The organism is Bacillus sp. S4 (genome assembly GCF_040838205.1).
Lineage (GTDB): Bacteria > Bacillota > Bacilli > Bacillales > Bacillaceae_G > Bacillus_A > Bacillus_A cereus_U.
Genome location: NZ_JBFPJI010000499.1, coordinates 1 through 1,534 on the forward strand (window position 1 = coordinate 1; position 1,534 = coordinate 1,534).

Below are 1,534 nucleotides of genomic sequence, written 5' to 3' on the forward strand. Positions count from 1 at the left end.
TTACAGTATAAAGAAAAAGAGCACTCAGCTATTGAGTGCTCTAAAAATATTAATTTTGATTCAAAACATTCTCCTCAAAATATTTCCCCCAATCTGGTCGTCTTCCATCCATATCTGTAAATCCATACTCTCTTCCTAATTCCCATGAACTTAACGCTCGTCCGTTTTTTCCATGAACATTTGGATCACTTGCTAAAGCTGCAACTGCTCTGCCAACGAAAAAAGGAGTTTCTGATGCAATAAAATGAGGGTCTTGCTTAGCTCCTTCTTGCCAATTCTCCTCGGTTACGCCAAATATATCTAACATCGCTTCTGAACGAAGGAAACCTGGGCTAACTGCTACTGCTGTTATATTGTGTTGTTCTAAATCTTTCGCCATTGCTTCTGCTAAATGAATTGTTGAGATTTTTGCTAAACTATAGTATAAATTGCCTCGGTATTGATAATCGACACCATCTGTAATTTCAATTACAAGTCCCTTTTTATTATGTACCATTAATGATACACCGTAATGGCTTGTCATTATATGAGAATGAACAGCTCTTTGTTGCATGAGTAGTCCGTTATGTAAGTTGTGTTCCCAGAAAGGTTTCTCCCATTCTGTTAAAGGATCGCCGCCCCAAACATCGTTTACTAAAATATCAAGCTGTCCATTTTGTTCTTCTTGAATCTTTGTAAATAAAACTTTAATATCTTCTTCTATTGTATGGTCAACACGAACTGCGATTCCGATTCCGCCTTGCTTTGTTACAAGCTCTGCCGTTTCTTCAATCGTTTCTGTTCTTCCCATACAGGATAGATTCCCTTTTGTACTTCTTCCTGTTACATATACAGTTGCTCCAGCTTCTCCAAGCATCATCGCAATACCTCTTCCAGCACCTCTTGTTGCTCCGGCCACAACTGCTACTTTACCTTGTAATGGTTTCATTTTATTCACCTTCATTTTTATAATTCAACTTTATAACTTGGGGTATATGCTTTCTTTCATACTTCCTCGTATAGATTTCGCTATTTGGAGTAACTAATTGTAACGTAATGTCACCACAAACGCCATTTGCAATTTCAAATTCACCTTGTTCATTTGAAATACTACGGTCCTTACTTTCAATTGAATCCTCATAAATTTTCACATTTGATATAGGTTCGTTATTTTGATCTACGATTATACCTCTTGAATACATACCAACTGCTATGCATTGATCATCTTCTATATAATATTTAGTAACTACCATCGCTCCAATTACTATAGTAATACATATAAACAAGGTTATTAATTTGTGTCTCACAATAAACCTCCTTATTCATATTATTCTTTTTTAAATTGAAAATTTAGACGTTCTGATTGTTTGATTTTCTCAATTACTTTGCGTATACCTTCTTCTATCTGATTTTCTTTTACATTCGATACATTTAACTTTAACAGTCTTTCTTTAGGAAAATCCCTTACATAATTTTTATCAATAGTATCAATATTTATTTGAATATCACTCAATTTTTGTAAAAACATTTCCGAGATACTGGTTTTATCTATTTC

2 protein-coding genes and 1 pseudogene are annotated in these 1,534 nt (G+C 34.2%); all 3 read right to left on the bottom strand.

Translation table 11 applies throughout. The annotated features are described in order from the left end of the window. Nucleotides 1-49: 49 nt before the first annotated feature. Complete coding sequence (locus AB3X48_RS21995) at nt 50-928, bottom strand: SDR family oxidoreductase (protein ID WP_016104928.1); 879 nt, start codon at nt 926-928, stop codon at nt 50-52. Between the two features lies 1 nt (nt 929). Next, a complete protein-coding gene (locus AB3X48_RS22000; RefSeq protein ID WP_002200409.1) occupies nt 930-1,286 on the bottom strand; it encodes a carboxypeptidase regulatory-like domain-containing protein in 357 nt (118 codons plus the stop codon). Nucleotides 1,287-1,306: 20 nt separating this feature from the next. Next, nucleotides 1,307-1,534: pseudogene (locus AB3X48_RS22005) on the bottom strand (aminotransferase-like domain-containing protein); the annotation flags it as partial.

What these genes read in the sequence shown, in the direction of transcription:
- AB3X48_RS21995 (WP_016104928.1), bottom strand. Translation starts at nt 928, where the DNA reads ATGAAACCATTACAAGGTAAAGTAGCAGTTGTGGCCGGAGCAACAAGA.